Origin of the sequence: Streptomyces sp. NWU339, assembly GCF_003143855.1 — a bacterium.
Taxonomy (GTDB): Bacteria; Actinomycetota; Actinomycetes; order Streptomycetales; family Streptomycetaceae; genus Streptomyces.
Genome location: NZ_QFRK01000005.1, coordinates 55,932 through 78,279, shown reverse-complemented (window position 1 = coordinate 78,279; position 22,348 = coordinate 55,932). Strand labels below are relative to the sequence as shown.

Here is a 22,348-nt window from a genome sequence, read left to right as displayed (position 1 = left end):
ACAAGCGACACCGCGACGCTACGGTCACGAAGAGACTCCACGCGCCGCAACCGGTACCGTTCAGCCGATCGGGTGATCATGGCCCCTCGGGTCTCCCGCCCACCTCTCCCGGCCGTCGAGATCCCCGGACTCCAAGCCCCACCGGAACCCCGGAGTGACCGAGAGCGTCAGACCCCGGCCGGCGGCGCTCCCGTGCTGCTGCGCACCACCAGGCTCGTGGCCAGTTCCACCCGGGTCGCGGCCGCCGCGCCCTCGCCCTTGCCCAGGTCGAGGACCAGCCTGGCCGCCGCCTCGGCCATCTCGGTCAGCGGCTGCCGTACGGTCGTCAGCGGCGGCCCCACCCAACGGGCCACCGGCAGATCGTCGAACCCGACCACGCTCAGGTCCTCGGGGATCCGCAGGCCCAGCTCACGCGCGGCCTCGTAGAGACCGAGCGCCTGGAGGTCGTTGCCGGCGAAGACCGCCGTGGGCCGGTCCTCGCGGCGCAGCAGGGCGAGGCCCTGGCGGTAACCGGTCTCGTGATGGAAGTCGCCGGGCATGATCAGCCCGGGGTCCACCGGAAGCCCGCCGGTCTCCAGCGCCGCCCGGTAACCGTCGACGCGGGCGCGGCTGCACATCATCCGCGAGGGGCCGCTGATCGCCCCGATCCTGGTGTGCCCCAGCTCGACCAGATGCCGGGTGGCGGCGAGGCCGCCCTGCCAGTTGGTCGCACCGATGGAGGGCACGTCGGTGCCCGGGTCGCCCGCCGGGTCCATCACCACGAACGGGATGGAACGGCTGGTCAGCAGCGCCCGCCCGGACTCGTCGAGGCCGGACAGGACGAGGATGACGCCGTGCGGGCGGCGCGCGGCGACCTGGTCGGCCCAGGTGCGCCCCGGCGTGAGCCGTCCCGCGCTCTCGGAGAGCACGACGCTCAGTCCGGCGTCCCTGGCCACGTTCTCCACGCCCCGGATGACCTCCATCGCCCAGGCGCTCTCCAGCTCGTGGAAGACCAGGTCGATCAGGGGCGAGCGGGACGCCTCGGCGCGGCGGCGCCGGTAGCCGTGGGAGCGCAGCAACTCCTCCACCCGGCTGCGGGTGGCGGGGGCGACGTCGGCTCGCCCGTTCAGCACCTTCGAAACAGTCGGCGCGGAGACACCGGCCTCGCGGGCGATCTCGGCGAGGGTCGCGGTCTGCGTGCCGCGCCCTCGCGTCTTGGTTTCAGCGGGCTGCGGGGAAGTCATGGCGGCGATCGTATCCCCGCGGACCTCCTTGGCGACCCTCTCCCGCACCACGGAATCCCAGAACATTCGACACAAGGACCGAAACATTCGGTGTTCGTCGACCGAGCAGGCCGTCGCCCGGCCGAACCCCGGGCGCCCTGGAACCACGGCCGGTCGCCCGCGCGGGACGCCGGTCAGTCCGCCGCCACCGACTCGAAGCGCCAGCGGTGTACCGGGCGGGTGACCAGGTCCCCGTCCGGCTCGGGGAGTTCGGGGAGGTCGGCGTCGTACGGGGCGTCCCACCAGGTGATGACCAGGACGCGGTCCTGCGGGGCGCGGAAGGTCTCCCGGCGCAGGGGCGGGTCGCCGCCGAGCTCCTGGGTCCGCGCCCAGGCCAGCAGGTCCTCGCCCCGGTCCGGCACCGCCCGCGCCTCCCACATCAACGCGACGGTCATGAGTACAGGTTCTCCTTGCTGACCTCATGAACGTGGTCGTGGTCGTGGTCATGGCTGTGGCTGCGAGTGTGGGCCTCGCCCGGGACGTGGGGTTCCGTCACCGGGAGCGACGAGTCGGCGGACAGGTCCCAGTCGGAGGCGGCCCGGCCCCGGGCGACCATCTCCGCACCCAGGGCGGCCACCATCGCGCCGTTGTCCGTGCACAGCTTGGGGCGTGGCACGCGCAGCCGGATGCCGGCCGCCTCGCAGCGCTCCTGGGCCAGCGCCCGCAGCCGGGAGTTGGCGGCCACTCCACCGCCGATCATCAGATGGTCGACACCCTCGTCCTTGCAGGCGCGTACGGCCTTGCGGGTGAGCACATCCACGACCGCCTCCTGGAAGGACGCCGACACGTCGCGCACCGGGACCTCCTCCCCCGCCGCCCGCTTGGCCTCGATCCAGCGGGCCACGGCCGTCTTGAGGCCGGAGAAGGAGAAGTCGTACGCCGGGTCGCGCGGACCGGTGAGCCCGCGTGGGAACACGATCGCGTTCGGGTCCCCCTCGCGCGCGTACCGGTCGATGACCGGACCGCCGGGGAAGCCGAGGTTCAGCACGCGCGCGACCTTGTCGAAGGCCTCGCCCGCCGCGTCGTCGATGGTGGCGCCCATGGGGCGGACGTCGGAGGTGATGTCCGCGGACAGCAGCAGCGAGGAGTGCCCGCCGGACACCAGCAGCGCCATCGTCGGCTCGGGCAGCGGTCCGTGCTCCAGCTGGTCGACGCAGATGTGCGAGGCGAGGTGGTTGACGCCGTAGAGGGGTTTGCCGAGGGCGTAGGCGTACGCCTTGGCCGCCGAGACGCCGACGAGCAGCGCGCCGGCGAGGCCCGGACCGGCGGTGACGGCGATGCCGTCCAGGTCCCGGGCGCTCACCCCCGCCTCCTTCAGCGCGCGGTCGATCGTCGGCACCATCGCCTCGAGGTGCGCCCGAGAGGCGACCTCCGGGACGACGCCGCCGAAGCGGGCGTGCTCGTCGACGCTGGAGGCGACGGCGTCGGCCAGCAGGGTGGTGCCCCGGACGACTCCGACACCGGTCTCGTCGCAGGAGGTCTCGATCCCCAGCACCAGGGGTTCGTCAGCCATGGATCTCGGTTCCTTCTACGCCGTTCGCGGGGTTCGTCGGGTTCGTCGCGCTCATCGGGTTCGCCGGATGCACAGAGGTCGCCGGGTCGGTCAGCCGCATCACCAGGGCGTCCACGTTCCCCGGCTGGTAGTAGCCCTTCCTGACCCCGATGCTCTCGAAGCCGAAGCGCTCGTACAGCTTCTGGGCACGGACGTTGTCGATCCGGCACTCCAGGAACACCTCGGCGCACTCGAACGCGGTCGCCGCCCGCAGCAGTTCCGTCAGCAGCCGCGAGCCGAGGCCGGTGCCCCAGTGGTCCCGGGTGACGGCGATGGTCTGGACGTCGGCCACCCCGGCGGCGTCCCCGCCGGACGTCCCGTCACCGGACGCTCCGTCACCGTCGGGCTGCGCACCCGCGGCGGTGAGCCCCGCGTATCCGACGAGGCGGTCGCCCTCCTCGGCGACCACATACCTGCGGGTCGCGGCGGGCCCGCGCGCATGGGCCAGCTCGGACCAGAACATCCCCCGTGACCAGGCGTCCTCGGGGAACAGTTCGCGCTCCACCTGGAGCACGGGTTCGATGTCCCACCAGCGCATCTCACGCAGTACGGCGTTCTCGGGGTTCTCGGGTCCTGTCACTTGGGGGTGACCACCTTGTAGTTCTTGGGGACCTGGGCATCGGGCCGCCGCAGGTACAGCGGCCGGGGCGCGGGCAGTTCCTCCCCCGCTGCCAGCCGCTCGGCGGCCAGCCGGGCGAGAGCGGCGGCCGACACGTGCTCCGGCTCGTGCGCCCTGGGGAAGGTCTCGGGGTACAGCAGCGCACCCGCGCCGACCGCGGGCAGCCCCGCGACCTGCCCGGCGATGTCGGCGGGGCGGTCGACGGCGGGGTCGGTGAGGCGGGTGCGTGAGTCGGCGTAGCGCGCCCAGTAGACCTCCTTGCGGCGGGCGTCGGTCGCCACGACGAAGGGGCCCTCCAGGTCGGCTGCGTAGGCGAGGCCGTCCAGCGTGCACACACCGTGCACGGGGACGCCGAGCGCGAGCCCGAAGGTGTCCGCGGTCATCAGGCCGACCCGCAGCCCGGTGTACGGACCGGGACCGATACCGACGACGATCCCGGTGACGGCGCCCATCTTCAGACCGGCTTCGTCGAGCACCCGGTCGATCGCCGGGAGCAGCAGCTCGCCGTGTCGGCGGGCGTCCACCTGGCTCGAGGAGGCGATGACGTCGTCGCCGTCGTGCAGCGCGACGGTGACGGCGGGGGTGGCGGTATCCAGAGCGAGCAAGAGCACACAAACAGCCTACGGCTCCCCAGGGCCCGTGTCGGACGGCCCGGTCGAACGGCTACGTACTGCTACCGTCACATCGGCGTACGCGCAATTCTGGATCATTTCTGACATTCAATGACAGACGTAACGACAGACGTAACGACAGACGTGGGGCTGAGGTGAGGGCGGTGGCAGGCAACAGCTCGGCGATCGTGGCGGGACTGACCGCGGCCGCCCTCGCGACGGTCGCCTTCCTCGGCCACCAGGCAGCGTCGAACGCCTCGGCCCACCCGCGCGCCACCCGCGCGGGCACCGCGCCGGGTGGCGTGCAGGCGGACCGAGGCACTGAGGACGCAGACGGCACCCACGACGCCGGCACCCTCACCGCACCACCCAGAGGCTCCGGCCAGGGCGCCCGGGTCGTGTACGCGCTGGACACCGACCAGGTGTGGCTCGTCGAGAAGAGCGGCAAGGTCGAGCGCACCTTCACGGTCAAGCCCGGCACGGTGGACCCGGAGCCGGGCACCTACCGGGTCACCTCCCGTTCCGGGAAGGTCACCGGATCGGACGGTGTCCCGGTCGAACACGTCGTCCGTTTCGCCGACATCGACGGCACGGTGATCGGCTTCAGCGCGGCCGTGGACGGCTCGGTTCCGGAACTCGACCCGAAGGTCCGCACGGGCGGTGTCCGCGAGACCCGGGCGGACGGCAGGGCGATGTGGAAGTTCGCGACGATCGGCCGCAAGGTCGTCGTCGTCCGGTAGCCGCCGGGGCCTGCCCTTACAGGTCAGGCGGCGGCCACAGGTCAGGCGGCGTCGCGGTGGGTGCCGGTCGGCTCCGCGGGCCGCGACTGCGGCAGCGGCTCGGGGGCGCGGGGCGGGGTGGAGACCGCGGCGGCGGCCGCACCGGCGGCCAGCAGGTCCCGCATCGAAACCCCGGTGAACGACTGCGGCCGTGTCTCGGTCGTCCGGCGAGAGCTCTCGATGGCCGGCATGGACGCCTCCTGGGGGCCGGGGGCGGACGTGGTTAGGTAGACCTAACTACGAGCTGGACACCATGTGACCACGCCCGGGACACCGAACGCAACATTTTGCCGACACCTTGTCGGAACGCATGGAGAACGTACGGGGGAAGCGGCCCCCACCCAGCCTCCCCGCGACCTCCCCGGACCGGTACCTCCCGGCTCAGGCCGACAGCACGCTCAGGTCGGTGCCCGCCCAGCGGTCGCCCAGGCCGGTCAGCGTCACGTGCCGTACCTCGTCCGCCGTGTCGCCGACCGCGCGGTGGATGACGAGCTGGAGCCGGTCCTCGGTCAGTTCCTCGATCCTGCCCTCGCCCCACTCCACGACGATCACCGACTCGGGCAGCGAGACGTCGAGATCGAGGTCCTCCATCTCGTCCAGCCCGCCGGAGAGCCGGTACGCGTCGACGTGGAGCAGCGGCGGGCCGTCCCCCAGGGACGGGTGGACGCGGGCGATCACGAACGTCGGTGAGGTGACGGCACCGCGCACCCCGAGCCCCTCGCCGAGCCCGCGGGTCAGCGTGGTCTTGCCCGCGCCCAGCTCACCGGTGAGCATCACGAGGTCGCCGGCGCGCAGCAGCTTGGCGAGCTTGCGGCCCAGTTCCCGCATCTGTTCGGCCGAGGTGATGGTGAGCTCGAGCCCGACGGAGCGCGCGGCCGACGTGGAGGACTCGGGCGGCTGCGGCTGCTCAGCCTGGTTGTCCGGTGCTGCTGGTGCTTCCATAGGCACCCACGGTAGCTCCTGCGGGCACTGCTCCCGCGCGGACCAACAGGTCCGCGAGGCGGTCGGTGACCACTTCCGGATGCTCCAGGATCACCAGGTGCCCGGCGTCGGGCACCTGCACGAGTTCCGCGTCCGGCAGCAGGTCGGCGATGGCCTCGCTGTGCTCGCTGGGCGTCACCAGGTCCCGCACCCCGGTCAGCACCAGCACCGGGAGCTCGGCGAAGTGGGCGAGGGCCTCGGTCTTGTCGTGGTCGCTGAACGCCGGGTAGTACTCGGCGACGACGTCGATCGGGGTGGACTCGATCATCCGCTCGGCGAAGCGGGCGACGGCCGGGTCTATGTCCCGGGTCGCGAACGAGTACCGCTTGATGACTCCGGCGAACAGGTCCGCCGTGGCCCGGCGCCCCTTCTCCACCAGCTCGGCCCGCTGCACCAGCGCCTTCAGCACTCCGGGCAGCACCCGCCGCACCGCGTTGACACCGGCCACGGGCAGCCCGAAGTTGACCTCACCGAGCCGCCCCGACGACGTACCGACGAGGGCGACACCGACGACCCGCTCGCGGATCAGCTCGGGGTACCGGTCGGCGAGGGCCATCACCGTCATCCCACCCATGGAGTGCCCGACCAGCACGATGGGCCCCTCGGGGACGGCGGCGTCGATGACGGCCTTGAGGTCCTGTCCGAGCTGGTCGATGGTGACCGGCTCGCCCCGCTCGGTCTGGGCCGCGCCCCGCCCGGAGCGGCCGTGGCTGCGCTGGTCCCAGTGCACGGTCCGTACGACGCCCCTGAGCGCGGCCCGCTGGAAGTGCCAGGAGTCCTGGCTGAGGCAGTAGCCGTGGCTGAAGACGACGGTGACGGGGGCGGGCGACTTGCGGCCGAACAGTCGGCGGCGCCGTGCGGGAGCGGCGGCGGGGTCGGGGTCGAGGTCGTCGACCTCGTAGTACAGCTCTGTGCCGTCCTCGGCGTACGCCTTGCCGGGGGCGCCGCGCAGCGAGCCGTAGGGTCCCGTGGAGTCGAGGGCGAGCCGGGCCTTCTTGCGCATGCCCCGGCCGACCGTCATCCGCTCTATGGCGACGCCGGCGGCGGCGCCCGTCGCGAGCACGCCTATCGCGACACCGGCGACACCGGTCGCCCGGCGCCAGCCGCCGGACGCCGCGGCGGCGGAGTCGGCAACCGCCGTGACGGCGGTCGTGACGGCCTCCGCGCTGCTCTCGCTCACGTACGGGCTCCTCCGTTGTCTCCGTGCCTGCCGCGTCCGCGTTCACGGCGTCGCGTCTACGGCATCGCATTCACATGGACGCGCGGAACGCGGGTTCCGATCCGGGTGACGATCTCGTACCCGATGGTGCCCGCGGCCTGCGCCCAGTCCTTGACCGTGGGTTCACCGCGGTCGCCGGGGCCGAAGAGGACCGCCTCGGCGCCCGCCCGGGGTTCGTCCCCGCCCAGGTCGACGGTGAACTGGTCCATCGCGATCCGCCCCGCGACCGTGCGCCACTTGCCCTCGACCAGCACCGGGCCGGCGGAGGAGGCGTGCCGCGGGATGCCGTCCGCGTAGCCGAGCGGGACGAGGCCGAGGGTGGTCGCGCCCGGGGTGACGTAGTGGTGGCCGTACCCGATGCCCTCTCCGCCCGGGGCGTGCTTCACCAGGGCGAGGGAGGCGGTCAGGGTCATCACCTGACGCAGCCCGAAGTCGGCGGGGGTGCCGATCTCGGGGCTGGGCGAGACGCCGTAGAGCGCGATGCCGGACCGGACGAGGTCGAAGTGGCTCTCGGGGAGGGTGAGGGTGGCGGCCGAGTTGGCGATGTGCCGGACCTCGGGGTCGATGCCCTGCTGCTCGGCCCGCGCCACCATCTCCCGGAAGCGGGTGAGCTGGGCCTCGATGGAGGGGTGCCCCGGCTCGTCGGCGCAGGCGAGGTGCGACCACAGGCCCACGACGTGCAGCAGTCCGTCGGCCTCGGCGCGCAGCGCTCCGGCGATCAGCTCGGCCCAGTCCCCGGGCATACAGCCGCCCCGCCCGAGGCCGGTGTCGGCCTTGAGGTGGACGCGCGCGGGCCGCCCGGCGAGACGCGCGGCCGCGGTGACCTCCTCCAGCGCCCACAGGCCGCTGACGGATACGTCGAGATCGGCCTCGATCGCCTCCCGCCAGGGCCCGCCGGGCGTCCACAGCCAGCACATGACGCGCACGTCGTCCGGCACCCCGGCGCCGGGCGCGCGCAGCGCCAGGGCCTCCTGCGGGGTGGCCGTACCGAGCCAGGTCGCCCCGGCCTCGACGGCCGCCCGCGCGCACGGGACCGCGCCGTGCCCGTAGCCGTCCGCCTTGACCACGGCCATGAAGGCGGCACCGGGCGCGTGGGCACGCAGGCTCCGCACGTTGGCGCGCAGCGCGGCCAGATCGATCTCGGCGCGGGCCCGCAGCGTCGCGCCCCGCACAGCATCTGTCTCGTTCATCGCGCCCCAGTGTCTCAGAGCGGTACGAGACCCCACAGGGAGCGGTCCTGCACCACCGGGCGGCCTCCCCGGCCGCCTCCTTCCCCGGCCTCCCCGCCCTCACCCGCGAACGACGTCCCGCCAGGCCGCCGGGAGCGCCTCCGCCACGTCGTGCGCCCCCACCGGCGCGCCGTCCGCCGCGAACCGTCCGGCGAGGCCGTGCAGGTAGGCCGCCGCGCTGCCCGCGTCCAGTGGCGCCAGTCCGGCCGCCAGCAGCGAGCCCGCCAGTCCGGACAGGACGTCCCCGCTCCCGGCCGTGGCCAGCCAGGACGTGCCGGTCGGGTTCACCCGTACGGCCGTCGCCGTCCCGGCGCCCGGATCGGCGACCAGCGTCGTGGAGCCCTTGAGCAGCACGGTCGCCCCGTACCGTCCGGCCAGTTCACGCGCCGCGGCCAGCCGGCCGCCCTCGACCTCCTCCCGTTCCACGCCGAGCAGCGCGGCGGCCTCGCCGGCGTGCGGGGTCATCAGTGTGGGCGCCCGGCGTGCCCGTACGGCCGAGACGTCGGCCAGCCGCAGTCCGTCCGCGTCGATCAGCACCGGTACGTCCGCCGCCAGGACCTCCGCCACGGGCCCGGCGTCGTCACCGGCCCCGGGCCCGACGACCCACGCCTGCACCCGCCCGGCGTGCTCCGGCCCCCGGTCGGACACCAGCGTCTCGGGGAAGCGGGCGATCACGTCCCGGGCGGCGGGACCGACGTACCGTACGGCCCCGGCGCCGCCCCGCAGCGCGCCGGACACCGCGAGCACGGCGGCGCCGGGATAGCGGGCGGACCCGGCGGCGATCCCGACGACGCCACGCCGGTACTTGTCGCTCTCCGCGCCGGGCACCGGCAGCAGCCGTGCCACATCGGCGTGCTGGAGCGCCTCCAGCACCGGCTCGGCCGACAGTTCCAGCCCGATGTCGACGAGCCGTACCGACCCCGCGTGCTCCCGTGCCGGATCGACGAGCAGTCCCGGCTTGTGCGTCCCGAAGGTCACCGTGAGGTCGGCCCGGAGCGCGGTGCCGCGGACCTCGCCGGTGTCCGCGTCGACACCGCTCGGCAGGTCGACGGCGACGACCGCGCCGCGCGACCGCTCGGCGGCCTCGGCGAGCGGCACCGCGTCCGGCCGCAGTCCGCCCTTGCCGCCGATCCCGACGATGCCGTCCACGACGAGATCGGCCCGCCGGATCAACGCCTCGGCACCGCCGGCCCCCACGGCCCGGCCCCCTGCCCGGCGCAACGCCGCGAGCCCGGCGGCATGGGCGCGCTCCGGCGCGAGCAGCACCGCCGTGACGCCCGCGCCGCGCCGGGCCAGCCGGGCACCGGCGTAGAGGGCGTCGCCGCCGTTGTCCCCGCTGCCGACCAGCAGGACGACCCTGCTTCCGTAGACCCGTCCGCCCAGGGCGCCCCGCCCCAGCAGCTCCGCGCAGGCCGCGGCGAGCCCGGCGGCGGCGCGCTGCATCAGCGCGCCCTCCGGCAGTCGCGCCATCAGTTCCCGCTCCGCCGCCCTGACCGTCTCCACGCTGTACGCAGTACGCATACGTCCGAGTGTCCCGTACGAAACGTCCCCACTCCCGTATCCGGGAAGCCGTCCCGCGTCTCGTAAGCCGGTCGGAAACCGTCGAGGCCCGCATACCCGTCGCGTCCATTGACGGCACGCCGTGCCGCCGGGCGACCGGGCACTTCCCCGCCCGGCCGGTCACCGGCGCCGTTCACGTCCCTGCCGCAGCAGCCGGACCATACGCACCAACGCGAACACCACAACGAGCAGGGCAGCGACACCGAGAAGCACCTGGCCCCACACCGGCAGCTCGACCCCGGCTCCCCCGACCCCGGGAAACCCCAGCAGGATCCGGTGCACGGCGGCCACCGTCACCCCTCCGCGACCACGACCGCCGAGGCCACGCCGGCGTCATGGCTGAGCGAGACGTGCCACGACCGCACGCCCAGCTCCGCGGCCCGCGCCGCCACCGTCCCCTTCACCCGCAGCCGGGGCTGCCCACTGTCCTCGCAGTACACCTCGGCATCGGTCCAGTACAGCCCGCCGGGCGCCCCGAGCGCCTTGGCCAGCGCCTCCTTGGCGGCGAACCGCGCGGCCAGCGAGGCCACGCCCCGCCGCTCCCCGCTCGCCAGCAGCAGCTCACCCTCCACGAACAATCGCCGCGCGAGCCCCGGCGTCCGTTCCAACGACGCCGCGAACCGCTCGATCTCGGCCACATCGATCCCGACCCCGATGATGCTCATGCCGAGCACTTTACGGCGCCACCGGATCCCGGCGGGTTCACTCGACCGTGACCGACTTCGCCAGGTTGCGGGGCTGGTCGACCTCGTTGCCGCGGGCGGTGGCGAGTTCGCAGGCGAAGACCTGGAGGGGGACCGTGGCGACCAGGGGCTGGAGGAGGGTCGGGGTCGGTGGGATGCGGATGAGGTGGTCGGCGTAGGGGGTCACCTCCTCGTCGTCGTCCTCGGCGATGACGATGGTGCGGGCGCCCCGGGCGCGGATCTCCTGGATGTTGGAGACGATCTTGTCGTGGAGGACGGAGCGGCCGCGTGGTGAAGGGACGACCACGACGACCGGCAGGCCGTCCTCGACCAGGGCGATCGGGCCGTGCTTCAGCTCGCCCGCGGCGAAGCCCTCCGCGTGCATGTAGGCGAGCTCCTTGAGCTTGAGCGCGCCCTCCAGGGCGACCGGGTAGCCGACGTGCCGGCCCAGGAACAGCACCGTGTCCTTGTGGGCGAGGGTGCGGGCGAGTTCCCGTACCGGTTCCATCGTCCCCAGGACGCACTCCACCGACCCTGCGATGGAGGACAGGTCCCGGACGACGGCGCGGATCTCGTCGCCGTACTTCGTGCCGCGGACCTGGGCCAGGTACAGGGCGACCAGGTAGCAGGCGACCAGCTGGGTCAGGAAGGCCTTGGTCGAGGCGACGGCGACCTCGGGGCCGGCGTGGGTGTAGAGCACGGCGTCCGACTCGCGCGGGATGGTCGAGCCGTTGGTGTTGCAGATGGCCAGGACCCGGGCGCCCTGTTCTCGGGCGTGCCGCAGGGCCATCAGCGTGTCCATGGTCTCGCCGGACTGGGAGACGGCGATGACCAGGGTCTGCTGGTCCAGGATCGGATCGCGGTAGCGGAACTCGCTCGCCAGCTCGACTTCGCAGGGAATCCGCGTCCAGTGCTCGATGGCGTACTTGGCGATCAGCCCGGCGTGGAAGGCCGTGCCGCAGGCGACGATGACGACCTTGTCGGCCTCGCGCAGCGCCTCCGGGGGGATCCGCACCTCGTCCAGGGACAGGGTGCCGGAGCCGTCGATGCGGCCCAGCAGGGTGTCGGCGACCGCCTTCGGCTGCTCGGCGATCTCCTTGAGCATGAAGGAGGCGTAGCCGGCCTTCTCGGCGGCGGAGGCGTCCCAGTCGACGTGGTACGTGCGGACGTCCGCCGGTGCGCCGTCGAAGCCGGTGACCGTGACTCCGTCCCGGCGCAGCTCGACGACCTGGTCCTGGCCGAGTTCGATCGCGGAGCGGGTGTGGTCGATGAACGCGGCGACGTCCGAGGCGAGGAAGGACTCGCCCGCACCGACGCCCACCACGAGCGGCGAGTTGCGGCGTGCGCCGACGACCGTGTCCGGCGCGTCCGCGTGGACGGCGACCAGGGTGAAGGCACCGAGCAGGCGGCGGCAGACCAGGCGCATCGCCTCGGCGAGGTCCGCGCAGGAGGAGAACTCCTCGGCGAGCAGGTGGGCGACGACCTCGGTGTCCGTCTCGGAGGCCAGGTGGTGGCCGCGCTCGGCGAGTTCGGTCCGCAGTTCGGCGAAGTTCTCGATGATGCCGTTGTGGACGACGGCGACCCGGCCCGCGTTGTCGAGGTGCGGGTGGGCGTTGGCGTCGGTGGGGCCGCCGTGCGTGGCCCAGCGGGTGTGGCCGATGGCGGTCGCCCCGGTGGGGAGCGGCCGGGCGGCCAGCTCCTTCTCCAGGTTGACCAGTTTCCCGGCCCGTTTCGCCGTGGCGAGCCCACCGTCCGCGAGGACGGCCACGCCCGCCGAGTCGTAGCCCCGGTATTCCAGCCGTTTCAGTCCGGCCGTCACGACGTCCAGCGCCGACTGCGGCCCCACGTATCCCACGATTCCGCACATGCCCGGCAGCTTATGACCCGTCAGGTTCGGAGAACGGCCGCCGCGTGCCCGACATCGGAAATTCCCACCGGTGCGCGGATGCCGTCCGGGCACCGGTGGGAATCACGGCGGCCGGAGGTCAGCCGAGCTTGGCGAGCTGGGCGTCGGAGATCTGCGCCGGGAAGGGGGCTTCCTCGCCGGCGGCAATCGCACCGAAGTTGATCGCCGAGAAGCCGGCGACGGTGGCGCCGGTGCGCGCGACGACGATCTTGACGGGCGCCTCGACGTCCTCCTCGGCGGCCATCGTCAGGGTGATCTCGACGGACTCGTCGGCACCCTTCGGCCCCTCGGCCTTGGCGGCCTTCAGGAACTCGAGCTTCTCGCCGCCGGCGGTGGCGGTGAAGCCCCCGGCGCACTTCGCGACAGCGGCGTCGACGTCCTTGAGGACCTGCTCGGCACCGCCGTCCTCGTAGGAGGCGAGCGTGACGAAGACCTTGTCCACGGCAAGACCGGCGAGCAGGGCCTCCTGCGGGCTCGCGTCCTCGGCGGGCTTCTTCGCCTCACCGGTCCAGGACCGCTTGACGGTGGCGGCGGGCGAGCCGACCGGGACCGCGACCTGCAGGTGGGCGAGGGGCTGGCACGCCTCGTCATCCGCCTTGACCTTGTCGGCGCTCAGGTCGTCCGTCGCGGGCACCTTCGTGACCACCTTGCCGTCCTTCACGTCGGCCTGGACCAGCGCGGCCTTCTCCAGTTCGGCCGCGGTCAGCGCCTTGGCCGCGGGCGCGGCGGAGGCGGAGGCTGAGGAGTCGGCCTTGCCCCCGTCGCCCTTGCCACTGCCGCTGTCGGCGGAGCCGCCGCAGGCGGTGACGAGCAGGGCGAGTGCGGCGGCGGAGGCGGCGAGAGCGGAGCGGCGGACGGCGGTGGTTCTCATGGGGGAAGACTCTTTCTTCGAAGGCGCGGAGGAGTTCGCGGCAGGGTGCACGAAATATAGACACAGCCCCTTCCCAAATGATCATCGGGAGATCACTCGTAGGGGAACCGTGACAGTCACGTGATCACCCCTCGTGCGTCCGCCGTTCCGGACCTGGCGCGCTTCACACGGCGCCCCCGGCTGTGGCTGTGGACCCGACAGCGGCCCGAGTCGCCACGAAACGCCGCACCCGGGGCGAAGAAAGGCCGGACACGGGACGCGCGACTTCTCACAGCCCCCCTCGGTTTCCCCCGCTACCGCTCACCGCGTGACACAGCCCACGCACCACCTCGTTCAAACTCCGTTAACAATGGACCGTGATCTCACCGGCCTCCTCGACGTCCCGGAGCGCCCACCGGCAGCGGCCGGAGGCGACTCCCTACCTCGACCTCACCCGTGCCGAGTGGAGCGCCCTGCGCCACAAGACGCCGCTGCCGCTCTCCGCCGACGAGGTGGAACAGCTGCGCGGTCTCGGTGACGTCATCGACCTCGACGAGGTGCGGGACGTCTACCTCCCGCTGTCCCGGCTGCTCAATCTCTACGTCGGTGCCACCGACGGACTCCGCGGCGCGCTGAACACCTTCCTCGGCGAACAGGGCTCCCAGTCCGGCACTCCCTTCGTCATAGGGGTCGCCGGTTCCGTCGCCGTCGGCAAGTCCACCGTCTCCCGTCTGCTCCAGGCCCTGCTGTCCCGCTGGCCCGAGCACCCGCGCGTCGAGCTGGTGACCACGGACGGGTTCCTGCTGCCCACCAAGGAGCTCCAGGCACGCGGCCTGATGTCGCGCAAAGGCTTCCCCGAGTCGTTCGACCGCCGCGCGCTCACCCGTTTCGTCGCCGACGTCAAGGCCGGCAAGGACGAGGTGACGGCCCCGGTCTACTCCCACCTCATCTACGACATCGTCCCCGGCGAACTGCTCACCGTGCGCCGCCCGGACATCCTGATCGTCGAGGGACTGAACGTCCTGCAGCCGGCGCTGCCCGGCAAGGACGGCCGTACGCGCGTCGGTCTCGCCGACTACTTCGACTTCAGCGTGTACGTGGACGCCCGCACCGAGGACATCGAACGCTGGTACCTCAACCGCTTCCGCAAGCTGCGCGCGACCGCCTTCCAGGACCCGTCCTCGTACTTCCGCAAGTACACGCAGGTCTCGGAGGCGGAGGCACTCGAGTACGCCGGAACGATGTGGCGCACCATCAACAAGCCCAACCTGGTGGAGAACATCGCCCCCACCCGCGGCCGCGCCACCCTCGTCGTCCGCAAGGGCCCGGACCACAAGGTCCAGCGTCTCCGGCTGCGCAAGCTGTGACGGCCGCACTGACCCTGCTGGCCCAGAAACGCTTCTGGACCAGCCGGCACGAACACCTACACCTGCACGAAATCCCCGCGTCCCGGCCCGGGGCCTAACCCAGCTCCGACTTCACCACGTCCGCCAGGCGTCCCGCGACCGTGCGGGCCTGGTCGATGTCGGCGGCCTCCACCATCACGCGGACCAGCGGTTCGGTGCCCGAGGGGCGGAGCAGTACGCGGCCGGTCTCGCCCAGCTCGCGCTCGGCCTCCGTCACGGCCGCGGAGAGCTCCGCGGACGTCTTCACCCGGGACCTGTCCACGTCCGGCACGTTGATGAGCACCTGCGGCAGCCGCTCCATCACCGAGGCCAGCTCGCGCAGCGAACGCCCGGTCTCGGCGACGCGCGCCGCCAGCAGCAGACCGGTGAGCGTGCCGTCGCCCGTGGTCGCGTGGTCGAGGACGATGACGTGGCCGGACTGCTCGCCGCCGAGGGCGTAGCCCTTCTCCTTCATCTGCTCCAGGACGTACCGGTCGCCGACCGCGGTCTGGACGAAGTGGATGCCTTCGCGTTCCATGGCGAGCTTGAAGCCGAGGTTGGACATCACGGTCGCGACGACGGTGTCCGAGCGCAGTGCGGAGCGCTCCCGCATCGCCAGGGCGAGCACGGCGAGGATCTGGTCGCCGTCCACCTCGGCACCGGTGTGGTCGACGGCCAGGCACCGGTCGGCGTCGCCGTCGTGCGCGATGCCGAGATCGGCCCCGTGCTCGACGACCGCGACCTTCAGCCGGTCCAGGTGGGTGGAACCGCAGCCGTCGTTGATGTTCAGCCCGTCCGGCTGGGCACCGATGGTGATGACCTCGGCCCCGGCCCTCGCGAACGCCTCCGGCGAGACCCGGGAGGCGGCGCCGTGCGCCTCGTCGAGGACGATGCGCAGACCGTCCAACCGGTTCGGCAGGACGCCGACGAGATGGGAGACGTAGGTGTCGAGCCCCTCCTCGTAGTCCCGCACACGGCCCACACCGGCTCCGGTCGGGCGATCCCAGGGGGCGCCGGTGCGGTGCTCCTCGTACACGGATTCGATCCGGTCCTCCAGCTCGTCGGCGAGCTTGTGGCCGCCGCGCGCGAAGAACTTGATGCCGTTGTCGGGCATCGCGTTGTGGCTCGCGGACAGCATCACACCGAGGTCCGCGCCGAGCGCTGCGGTGAGGTGCGCCACGGCGGGCGTCGGCAGCACGCCGACCCGCAGGACGTCCACGCCGGCGCTGGCCAGCCCGGCGACCATGGCGGCCTCCAGGAACTCACCGGACGCCCGCGGGTCGCGTCCGACCACGGCGGTCGGCCGGTGCCCTTCGAACGTGCCCGCCTCGGCCAGTACGTGCGCGGCGGCCACGGAGAGACCCAGCGCCATCTCGGCGGTCAGGTCCGCGTTGGCGACACCGCGCACACCGTCCGTGCCGAAGAGTCGTCCCACTTGTCCTCCTGAGGAAGCGTCAGTATCGAAGCCGTGTCGAAACCATGTCGACGGCCATGTCGAAAGAGGTACCGAAGGCGGAACCGGGGGCGGTGCCGGAAACGGTGCCGTGGTGTCGGCCGAGGCGTTGTGAGCTGTACCGAGGGGTTTGACCGGTCGGCGCGTTCGACGGTTGCGCCACCGGTGCGGTGTGCGAGGTGTCAGAGGTCTTCGGCGGTTGCGCTGCCCTGGCGGCTCCCGCACCTGCGGTCCAAGACAAGCGCTACTCGACCATCCGATCACATTAGCCTTCGAGCGCCTCGTGTCGTTATACGCCCGTCGCAGTGAGAAAACGAACGCCCCGGCGGCACTGTGGCGTGCCGCCGGGGCGTTCGGAGTACATGCAGGGGCAGCTGCAATCAGCGCTTGCTGTACTGCGGGGCCTTGCGGGCCTTCTTCAGACCGGCCTTCTTCCGCTCGACCGCGCGGTCGTCGCGGCGCAGGAAGCCGGCCTTCTTGAGCGCGCCGCGGTTGTTGTCGACGTCCGCCTCGTTCAGCGCACGGGCGACACCGAGACGGAGCGCACCGGCCTGACCGGAGACGCCGCCACCCGCGATGCGGGCGACGATGTCGTAGCGACCCTCGAGCTCGAGCACCTTGAAGGGCTCGTTGACTTCCTGCTGGTGCACCTTGTTCGGGAAGTAGTCCTCGAGGGTGCGACCGTTGATCTTCCACTTGCCGGAGCCCGGGATGATCCGGACGCGGGCGATGGCGTTCTTGCGACGGCCCAGGCCGGCGGCCGGCTGCGGCTCGCCGAAGCGGGAGGCCATGGACTCCGAGGTGTACTCGCCCTCGACGGGCACCTCGGACTCGGTGGTGTAGCTGTCGATGTCGATCTCTTCGAGCGGCTGCTCGGCAGTGGTCTCGGCCACGATGCTCCTCAGATTCTGTTCAGTCTTAGGGGGTGGCCGGACTTACTGCGCGACCTGGGTGATCTCGAACGGCACCGGCTGCTGGGCAGCGTGCGGGTGCTGGTCGCCCGCGTAGACCTTCAGCTTCGAGAGCATCTGACGGCCCAGGGTGTTCTTGGGGAGCATGCCCTTGACGGCCTTCTCGATGGCCTTCTCGGGGTTCTTCTCCAGCAGCTCGTCGTAGCGGACGGAGCGCAGACCGCCCGGGTAGCCCGAGTGGCGGTACGCCATCTTCTGGGTCCGCTTGTTGCCGGAGAGGTGCACCTTGTCGGCGTTGATGATGATGACGAAGTCACCGGTGTCGACGTGAGGGGCGTAGATCGGCTTGTGCTTGCCGCGCAGGATGGAGGCCGCAGTGGAGGCCAGACGACCCAGGACGATGTCCTGAGCGTCGATGACGTGCCACTGGCGCGTCACATCGCCGGGCTTGGGGCTGTACGTACGCACGGTTCGTAGCCTTCGCTTCTTCAGTGAGTGGTCCTGACATGGTCACCGAAGACGATCACGACAGCCCTGACCGCACCGCGGTGACGCAAACCGCGTGCTGGTCGCTGGTCATCGGCCCGGTGGACCGGTGTAAGGGCCCCTCACGTGAGAATGAGCAAGCCAATACACATAACAAACATGCAGAATACCCGCCCTCGGCCGGACGGGTCAAAACGAGTCCGCCGGGCGTGGGCCACACCGACTCTACAGCCGTCCGCCGCCGCCCATCCCCCTCCCGCCCGCCTCCACGACGACGGCGTCGTCCACGCCACGGTCCACGGGTCGCACCAACCACCCGGAGATGTCGCTTTTGCTCGTCGCCAGGGCGGCAACGCCAGGACCCGCGCGCGGGGTTGGGGCGGTCCGGCACACCCCGCGCCCCGTCTAAGATGCGCCCCATGAGTTATGGGCAGGGGGGACCTCCTTCGCAGTGGGATCCCTGGAAACCGCAGTCTCAGCAGCCCTGGAACAGCGGGGGCGGCAACAGCCAGTCACCCGACTGGGCCGCACTGGCCGAGGCGTCCGAGACACGTCACAAGCGGCGCCGGCTGCTGTTCATCGGCGGCGGCGCGATCGCCACCGTCGCGATAGGCACGGCCGTGGCGGTGGCCGTCGTCTCGGCGAACGGCAGCAACCAGGCCGCGGGCGGGCCGTCCTCCCAGGTGCCGGCGACCGCCGACCTGCCGAGCCCGACCGGCGCGGTCCCGTCGTTCGCCCCGACGAGCGCCCCGCCGCCGCTGGACCCGAAGGACTTCATCTCCAACGTGAAGAAGGACCGGGCGCCGCTGGCCCCGGACGTCCTCTTCCCGGGCACGCAGCTCACCATGGGCGAGACGGTGTACAAGAAGGGCCCGACGGCCGACACCCGCGACTGCGCCTCGGCCGCGAAGGCCACACTGCCCAAGGTCCTCACCGACAACGGCTGCAGTCGCCTGCTCCGGGTCACCTATACCAAGGACGACGTCGCGGTGACGGTGGGCGTGGCCGTCTTCGACACCGAGGCCCAGGCCGCCAAGGCCAAGCAGCAGGCCGACACGAGGAGCATCATCAAGTCCCTCGCGGGCGGCGGCGTCAAGGAGTTCTGCGACGGCGCGGTCTGCCGCTCGACCACCAACTCCTACGGCCGCTACGCCTACTTCACCCTGTCCGGTTTCACCTCCGCCAAGGACGTGACGGAGCAGGACAAGGCCGTCTTCACCACCGGCAACGATCTCGCCGAGTTCACCTTCCGCCAGATCCGCCGCCGCGGCGAGGCCCAGGCATCAGCCGCCGCGAACGAGTGACGACGCCCCGGGGCCTGTCCGGCCGATCACGCCGCAGACGCGGGGGCCGGCACGCCCTCCCCCAAGCTCTTCCAGCAGGGGGACCCCCAGCGGCGTCGTCGGCACTCGCCGACTCCCCCACTCTCGGCTTCGCTCACCCGCGCCGATGAGGCGCCGTCGATTTCCTGCGACCTGATCCGCCGGGCGGGCCCTCGACGGCGACGACCGCCCGCGGGGCCGACCGCGTCTCCGACCGGCCCCGCACCCCCCGCCTCACGGCTGCCTCACCGCCGTCTCACAGCCGCTTCGCGCTGCGCAGCGTCTTCGCGTAGTACCCGTTGCCGTCCAGCCGGGAGACACCGCCGATGTCGCCGATGGTCGGGCCGTTCACCTCTTCACGGCTGGAGACGAAGATCAGGTGGCCCTCGGTGTCGTAGCCGAGCACCATGCCCACGTGGTCCAGCCGCTCCTTGGTCCGCGTGTCGAGCTTGAAGAAGACCAGGTCACCGGGCTGGAGCTGGTCGATGTTGGCGGGCCGGTCCTCCGCGGAGATCCCGGTCAGCGGGAGCACGTCGGCGCCCAGCTTGGAGCGGGCCATGCCGTTGGCGGTACGCGGCAGTCCGTCGCCGGAGGCACTGTCCAGGGACATCAGCGGGTAGCGGGCGCGGTAGCCGAGCACCATGCGGATGAAGCCGGAGCAGTCCAGGGACCTGGCCCGCATGGCCTCCGGCGTCCCGACGGCACCGTCCCGAAAGGGGTACTGGACACCGAGGAAGTCGTAGAAGTCGGACTGCTCCAGGCGCAGGTCGCCGCCCTCCGCGCCGGTGGTGTTCAGCGGGCCGAAGTCGGCGTCACCGGCGTAGAGCGTGCCCTGCTCGTCCTTCTTGTCCGCGGCGCCGGCCACGTACTGGAAGGCGAACGCGAAGAGGTCGTCCTCCTCGCTGTCCTTGTTCTCGGCGTACCAGTCCTTGAACCACTGCTCCTTCTCCGCGCCCTTCTTCCACTCCTCGGGCAGCAGCCTCACCCAGTCCCGGGTGGACACCTTGGACTTGGTCGAGGTCGGCTCCTCGAAGGTGCGGGCCTTCCCGGTCAGCGTCGCGGTGCGCGACCCGTCGGTGAGGACCGCCATGATCTGCCCGTCGCCACCGCGCAGCACCGAGCGCGCCGGGTTCTCCAGCCGGGACCAGGTCGCCTTGCTGTCGTCGTCCGACCCGCCCCCGGAGCCGCGGTTGCCGTCCAGGACACCGACGTTGCGGACCTCGGTGACCGCGGGCGCCTCCTGCTTGCGCAGCTCCACGGTCAGGTAGCCAGACCCCGCGACGAGCGTGAGCACCACCAGTCCGGGGACGATGTGGCGCGTCTTCTTCTTCCCTTTCCCAGCCATCGAAATGCTCCTCGGTTGTTGTCAGACAGTGGGCATGACGCCGAGCAACAGGCCGGCGGCGATGACGATGTAGGCCATGAGCGAGACGGTGCCCGTGGCCAGCAGAGTGGGTCCCTTGGGCTGGCGCACCATCTGGTAGGCGATCAGACCGGGCACGATGAACCCGAGGGTCTGGTTGCCGTACAGCAGCGGGAACTCGAGCGAGAGCACGATCATCACGGTGGCCTGGAGCAGCACGCCCAGCAGCACCACCGCGGCGAACAGCCGCTTGCCGTAAAGGATCACCAGTCGCTGCATCACCTTGGTGCCCGCGTAGGTCAGGGCGGTCACACCCACCACCATCGCCGCGCGCTGCAGGTCCTCGATGAGGGTGAGCGCCAGCCAGCCCGGGGTGATCATGCCGCCGGGCGACAGGTTGGTGGTGAGGTAGCACAGCAGTGAGAAGAACAGACCTATGGCGATGCCCAGGGCGGCCATCTCGGGGGTCAGGGCGGCGGTGATCAACGGGGTCTCCGGGCAGGTGTGCGGAAGGAAGGAGGGCGGTCGGCCCGCGGGAGGTCAGCGGCGCGGGGGCGGTCCACCGCTGTCCTCGTCGGTCGGATGCCAGGGGCCGCCGTCGGGCCCGTCGTAGTACGGCCGGTGCCCCTGCTCGGGTGCGTGCTCCTGGTACTGCCCGTGCTGCGGAGCGCGCTGCCCCTGCTGCGGAACACTCTGTGCGGGCCGCTGCGCGAACCAGCCCTGCTGCTCGTGCTGGCCACCCTGGGCGTGCTGGGCCTGCTGGGCGTGCTGGATGTACTGGCCCTGCTGCTGCTCCTGGAGCGCCGCCTGCTGGGCGAGGAGGTTGCGGCGGATGACGGGGATCTCCTGGGTCTGGGAGGCCTGGTAGCGCTCCTCGTACGCCGTCGGGTAGGCGGCGAACGGGTCCAGGCGGGGCACCTGCTGCGCGGGAACGGCGGTGGCCGGGTCCGGCGTCCGCTCCGCGTCGGCCGGCTGCTCCGCGTCGGGCGTCTCGTCCGCCGGGAGTTCGGCCAGGTACTCCAGGAGTTCCTCACCCTGGCCGTGGATGTTGCCGATGGCGACGAGGGAGGAGCCGTCGGACATGCGGCCGAGCAGTTCCGGCATGAACTCGTGCGCGTCCCGGCGGTCGCCGCCCAGGTCCACCGCGCGGTCCCGCCACTCGGCGGGGATGGCGTCGATGGCGCTCTTGGCGGGGTGCCCGATGACGAAGACGTTGTCCGGCTGGAGGTCGGGGACGATCTCGCCCATCTGCCCGTTGCGCTCCACGCGGTCCGGGCGGCAGTTGATGACGACGTTCAGCGGACGGCTGATCGCGCCGAGGTCGAGCAGCTGGTTGATGTTCATCAGCGTCGACTCGGGGTCGTTGGCCGCGAAGACGTTGGCGAAGGCGAGCCGCTTGCCCTCCTCGGTCACGTACCGCTCGACGGAGAGCACACCGGGGTCCGGCGGGGCGTCGTACATGCCCTGCAGGGCGACCTTGCGTTCCACGCCGAGCAGCTCGGCCACGACCAGGGCGATCGCGACGTTCTCCTTGAACGTGAACCAGCTGAAGCCGCGCAGCTCCTCGTCGGTCACCGTCTCGGGGTCCGCGTAGATCAGCTTGCAGTTCCGGGCGTCGGCCTCCTCCTGGAGGATGTCGAAACGATCCTTCTCGGCGGTGACGCAGATGCCGTCCTGGGGCATGGAACGGCACAGCGAGCGGGCCACGTCGTCGAGCGTGGGGCCCATCTCGGCAAGGTGGTCCTCACGTACGTTGCACAGCACGCCGATCGTCGAACGGATCAGCTTGCTCTGGTTGACCTCCTGCAGGGCCGGCATGACCGCCATGCACTCGATGACGAGCGCGTCGGGCCGGTACGCGGCGGCCCGGCGGACGATGCCGATCTGCTCCACCACGTTGGCGATGCCGAACTTGCGGTAGACCGGCTCCTCGGTCGCGTCCGGGTGGATGAAGCGGGCGGCCGTGCCGGTCGTCTTGGCGACCGTGGTCAGGTCACCACCGCGCAGGGCGCCGGCGCACAGCCGGGTGATGGAGGACTTGCCCCGGATGCCGTTGACGAGCACCCGGGACGGTATGGAGTGCAGGGCGGCGTAGTGCCGGCGCTGCTCGACGATGCCCGCGACGAGCAGGAGCACGCAGCAGACCAGCAGGGCGAAGTAGAGGTAGAGCACGGCGG

The 22,348-nt window shown here is 71.8% G+C and carries 23 protein-coding genes; 3 read left to right on the top strand and 20 right to left on the bottom strand.

The window, feature by feature from the left end:
• Window positions 1-167 precede the first annotated feature (167 nt).
• The 5 genes from DIZ27_RS08530 to tsaB all read right to left on the bottom strand — a co-directional run bounded on the left by DIZ27_RS08530 (window position 168) and on the right by tsaB (window position 4,044).
• The gene (locus DIZ27_RS08530; protein ID WP_109377861.1) at window positions 168-1,223 is read right to left on the bottom strand and encodes a LacI family DNA-binding transcriptional regulator; all 1,056 of its coding nucleotides are present in this window, start codon (window positions 1,221-1,223) and stop codon (window positions 168-170) included.
• Window positions 1,224-1,396: 173 nt separating this feature from the next.
• On the bottom strand, window positions 1,397-1,657 hold the full coding sequence (locus tag DIZ27_RS08525) for a hypothetical protein (RefSeq protein ID WP_109377706.1): 261 nt from the start codon (window positions 1,655-1,657) through the stop codon (window positions 1,397-1,399).
• Window positions 1,654-2,775: a tRNA (adenosine(37)-N6)-threonylcarbamoyltransferase complex transferase subunit TsaD gene (tsaD, locus tag DIZ27_RS08520; RefSeq protein ID WP_109377705.1), complete on the bottom strand. Its 1,122-nt coding sequence runs from the start codon at window positions 2,773-2,775 to the stop codon at window positions 1,654-1,656. Before tsaD ends, DIZ27_RS08525 begins: the two co-directional genes overlap by 4 nt.
• Window positions 2,768-3,352, bottom strand: a complete 585-nt coding sequence (locus DIZ27_RS08515) for a GNAT family N-acetyltransferase (RefSeq protein WP_109377860.1) — start codon at window positions 3,350-3,352, stop codon at window positions 2,768-2,770. The genes tsaD and DIZ27_RS08515 overlap by 8 nt, the downstream gene beginning before the upstream one ends.
• Window positions 3,353-3,390: 38 nt before the next feature.
• A complete protein-coding gene (gene tsaB / locus DIZ27_RS08510) occupies window positions 3,391-4,044 on the bottom strand; it encodes a tRNA (adenosine(37)-N6)-threonylcarbamoyltransferase complex dimerization subunit type 1 TsaB (protein WP_109377704.1) in 654 nt (217 codons plus the stop codon).
• Between the two features lie 164 nt (window positions 4,045-4,208).
• Here tsaB and DIZ27_RS08505 point away from each other — a divergent pair, with 164 nt between their 5' ends.
• Entirely contained in the window at window positions 4,209-4,784 is a 576-nt protein-coding gene (locus DIZ27_RS08505) for a hypothetical protein (RefSeq protein WP_109377703.1), read from the top strand.
• Window positions 4,785-4,825: 41 nt separating this feature from the next.
• Here the strand turns inward: DIZ27_RS08505 and DIZ27_RS08500 are convergent, their stop codons facing one another.
• The 9 genes from DIZ27_RS08500 to DIZ27_RS08465 form a co-directional block, all read right to left on the bottom strand.
• Complete coding sequence (locus tag DIZ27_RS08500) at window positions 4,826-5,014, bottom strand: hypothetical protein (RefSeq protein WP_109377702.1); 189 nt, start codon at window positions 5,012-5,014, stop codon at window positions 4,826-4,828.
• A gap of 190 nt (window positions 5,015-5,204) precedes the next feature.
• Entirely contained in the window at window positions 5,205-5,765 is a 561-nt protein-coding gene (gene tsaE / locus DIZ27_RS08495; protein ID WP_109377701.1) for a tRNA (adenosine(37)-N6)-threonylcarbamoyltransferase complex ATPase subunit type 1 TsaE, read from the bottom strand.
• Entirely contained in the window at window positions 5,731-6,984 is a 1,254-nt protein-coding gene (locus tag DIZ27_RS08490; protein WP_109377700.1) for an alpha/beta fold hydrolase, read from the bottom strand. The genes tsaE and DIZ27_RS08490 overlap by 35 nt, the downstream gene beginning before the upstream one ends.
• A 56-nt stretch (window positions 6,985-7,040) precedes the next feature.
• On the bottom strand, window positions 7,041-8,213 hold the full coding sequence (gene alr, locus DIZ27_RS08485; RefSeq protein ID WP_109377699.1) for an alanine racemase: 1,173 nt from the start codon (window positions 8,211-8,213) through the stop codon (window positions 7,041-7,043).
• Window positions 8,214-8,312: 99 nt separating this feature from the next.
• A complete protein-coding gene (locus tag DIZ27_RS08480) occupies window positions 8,313-9,773 on the bottom strand; it encodes an NAD(P)H-hydrate dehydratase (protein ID WP_109377698.1) in 1,461 nt (486 codons plus the stop codon).
• A 159-nt stretch (window positions 9,774-9,932) separates the two neighbouring features.
• Window positions 9,933-10,103, bottom strand: coding sequence for a hypothetical protein (locus DIZ27_RS45620; protein WP_181383457.1), 171 nt, complete (start codon window positions 10,101-10,103; stop codon window positions 9,933-9,935).
• Between the two features lie 2 nt (window positions 10,104-10,105).
• The gene (locus tag DIZ27_RS08475) at window positions 10,106-10,477 is read right to left on the bottom strand and encodes a holo-ACP synthase (protein ID WP_109377859.1); all 372 of its coding nucleotides are present in this window, start codon (window positions 10,475-10,477) and stop codon (window positions 10,106-10,108) included.
• A 37-nt stretch (window positions 10,478-10,514) separates the two neighbouring features.
• A complete protein-coding gene (gene glmS, locus DIZ27_RS08470) occupies window positions 10,515-12,362 on the bottom strand; it encodes a glutamine--fructose-6-phosphate transaminase (isomerizing) (RefSeq protein WP_109377697.1) in 1,848 nt (615 codons plus the stop codon).
• Between the two features lie 118 nt (window positions 12,363-12,480).
• On the bottom strand, window positions 12,481-13,272 hold the full coding sequence (locus DIZ27_RS08465; protein ID WP_109377696.1) for a hypothetical protein: 792 nt from the start codon (window positions 13,270-13,272) through the stop codon (window positions 12,481-12,483).
• Window positions 13,273-13,628: 356 nt separating this feature from the next.
• Between DIZ27_RS08465 and coaA the strand changes: the two genes are divergently transcribed.
• Window positions 13,629-14,618 carry a type I pantothenate kinase gene (gene coaA / locus DIZ27_RS08460; RefSeq protein ID WP_109377695.1) on the top strand — a complete coding sequence of 330 codons (990 nt, stop codon included), beginning with the start codon at window positions 13,629-13,631 and terminating at the stop codon, window positions 14,616-14,618.
• A gap of 94 nt (window positions 14,619-14,712) precedes the next feature.
• Here coaA and glmM read toward each other — a convergent pair whose 3' ends face one another.
• The 3 genes from glmM to rplM all read right to left on the bottom strand — a co-directional run bounded on the left by glmM (window position 14,713) and on the right by rplM (window position 17,468).
• Window positions 14,713-16,071: a phosphoglucosamine mutase gene (glmM, locus tag DIZ27_RS08455; RefSeq protein ID WP_109377694.1), complete on the bottom strand. Its 1,359-nt coding sequence runs from the start codon at window positions 16,069-16,071 to the stop codon at window positions 14,713-14,715.
• A gap of 398 nt (window positions 16,072-16,469) precedes the next feature.
• Window positions 16,470-16,982 (bottom strand): 30S ribosomal protein S9, encoded by a 513-nt coding sequence (gene rpsI / locus DIZ27_RS08450; protein WP_109377693.1) that lies wholly within the window; start codon window positions 16,980-16,982, stop codon window positions 16,470-16,472.
• A 42-nt stretch (window positions 16,983-17,024) separates the two neighbouring features.
• Complete coding sequence (rplM, locus tag DIZ27_RS08445) at window positions 17,025-17,468, bottom strand: 50S ribosomal protein L13 (RefSeq protein WP_109377692.1); 444 nt, start codon at window positions 17,466-17,468, stop codon at window positions 17,025-17,027.
• 437 nt (window positions 17,469-17,905) lie between these two features.
• Between rplM and DIZ27_RS08440 the strand changes: the two genes are divergently transcribed.
• Window positions 17,906-18,790, top strand: a complete 885-nt coding sequence (locus DIZ27_RS08440) for a hypothetical protein (protein ID WP_109377691.1) — start codon at window positions 17,906-17,908, stop codon at window positions 18,788-18,790.
• A 274-nt stretch (window positions 18,791-19,064) separates the two neighbouring features.
• Here the strand turns inward: DIZ27_RS08440 and DIZ27_RS08435 are convergent, their stop codons facing one another.
• From DIZ27_RS08435 to pgsB, 3 genes are read right to left on the bottom strand one after another with little or no spacing between them, the layout of a single operon-like run.
• Window positions 19,065-20,153, bottom strand: a complete 1,089-nt coding sequence (locus DIZ27_RS08435; RefSeq protein WP_109377690.1) for a C40 family peptidase — start codon at window positions 20,151-20,153, stop codon at window positions 19,065-19,067.
• Window positions 20,154-20,174: 21 nt separating this feature from the next.
• Window positions 20,175-20,657: a poly-gamma-glutamate biosynthesis protein PgsC/CapC gene (locus DIZ27_RS08430; protein ID WP_109377689.1), complete on the bottom strand. Its 483-nt coding sequence runs from the start codon at window positions 20,655-20,657 to the stop codon at window positions 20,175-20,177.
• A 54-nt stretch (window positions 20,658-20,711) separates the two neighbouring features.
• Complete coding sequence (pgsB, locus tag DIZ27_RS08425) at window positions 20,712-22,343, bottom strand: poly-gamma-glutamate synthase PgsB (RefSeq protein WP_109377688.1); 1,632 nt, start codon at window positions 22,341-22,343, stop codon at window positions 20,712-20,714.
• Between the last annotated feature and the right edge of the window lie 5 nt (window positions 22,344-22,348).

Coding starts and splice junctions, on each gene's coding strand:
- DIZ27_RS08530 (WP_109377861.1), bottom strand. CDS start 1,223: ATGACTTCCCCGCAGCCCGCTGAAACCAAGACGCGAGGGCGCGGCACG.
- DIZ27_RS08525 (WP_109377706.1), bottom strand. CDS start 1,657: ATGACCGTCGCGTTGATGTGGGAGGCGCGGGCGGTGCCGGACCGGGGC.
- tsaD (WP_109377705.1), bottom strand. CDS start 2,775: ATGGCTGACGAACCCCTGGTGCTGGGGATCGAGACCTCCTGCGACGAG.
- DIZ27_RS08515 (WP_109377860.1), bottom strand. CDS start 3,352: ATGCGCTGGTGGGACATCGAACCCGTGCTCCAGGTGGAGCGCGAACTG.
- DIZ27_RS08500 (WP_109377702.1), bottom strand. CDS start 5,014: ATGCCGGCCATCGAGAGCTCTCGCCGGACGACCGAGACACGGCCGCAG.
- tsaE (WP_109377701.1), bottom strand. CDS start 5,765: ATGGAAGCACCAGCAGCACCGGACAACCAGGCTGAGCAGCCGCAGCCG.
- alr (WP_109377699.1), bottom strand. CDS start 8,213: ATGAACGAGACAGATGCTGTGCGGGGCGCGACGCTGCGGGCCCGCGCC.
- DIZ27_RS08480 (WP_109377698.1), bottom strand. CDS start 9,773: ATGCGTACTGCGTACAGCGTGGAGACGGTCAGGGCGGCGGAGCGGGAA.
- DIZ27_RS08475 (WP_109377859.1), bottom strand. CDS start 10,477: ATGAGCATCATCGGGGTCGGGATCGATGTGGCCGAGATCGAGCGGTTC.
- glmS (WP_109377697.1), bottom strand. CDS start 12,362: ATGTGCGGAATCGTGGGATACGTGGGGCCGCAGTCGGCGCTGGACGTC.
- DIZ27_RS08465 (WP_109377696.1), bottom strand. CDS start 13,272: ATGAGAACCACCGCCGTCCGCCGCTCCGCTCTCGCCGCCTCCGCCGCC.
- DIZ27_RS08440 (WP_109377691.1), top strand. CDS start 17,906: ATGAGTTATGGGCAGGGGGGACCTCCTTCGCAGTGGGATCCCTGGAAA.
- DIZ27_RS08435 (WP_109377690.1), bottom strand. CDS start 20,153: ATGGCTGGGAAAGGGAAGAAGAAGACGCGCCACATCGTCCCCGGACTG.